At 60.8% G+C, this 416-nt stretch carries 1 protein-coding gene; it reads right to left on the reverse strand.

Features of this window, described 5'->3' with window-relative positions:
* Positions 1 to 416: calcium-binding protein (locus HA052_RS27195; protein ID WP_277345165.1), on the reverse strand; the 416-nt coding region annotated here is incomplete at both ends.

Raw genomic sequence — 416 nt, forward strand, 5'->3', positions numbered from 1 at the left:
CTTCCAGCAGGTCGTTGCCGTTGCCGCCGTACAGCGAATCGTTGCCGCCGTTGCCAACGATCCAGTCGTTGACGTTGCCGCCCCGCAGCGTATCGCCCAGCTCAGTGCCCACCAGCGGCACGCCCTGCTGCATCAGCTGATCAGCGGTCCACTTCACGCCGGAAGCAAAGGTGATCTGCTCGATCCAATACACCCGATCGGCAAACCAGTCTTTCACCGTCACGCTGTCCTGGCCGTTGACATGGCGGAACACCATGTCGTTGCCGCTGCGCAGCACCTGGATATCGCCTTCCTTGATGCCCACGCCGAACACCAACTCATCACGGTAGGCGTCGTTGACCGTCGGCGCATCCGCCTTGTCGATGATCACATCCTGACCATCGCCCAGATTGAACAGATAGGTGTCGCGCGCATAG

Origin of the sequence: Chromobacterium fluminis (assembly GCF_011602385.1) — a bacterium.
Lineage (GTDB): Bacteria > Pseudomonadota > Gammaproteobacteria > Burkholderiales > Chromobacteriaceae > Chromobacterium > Chromobacterium fluminis.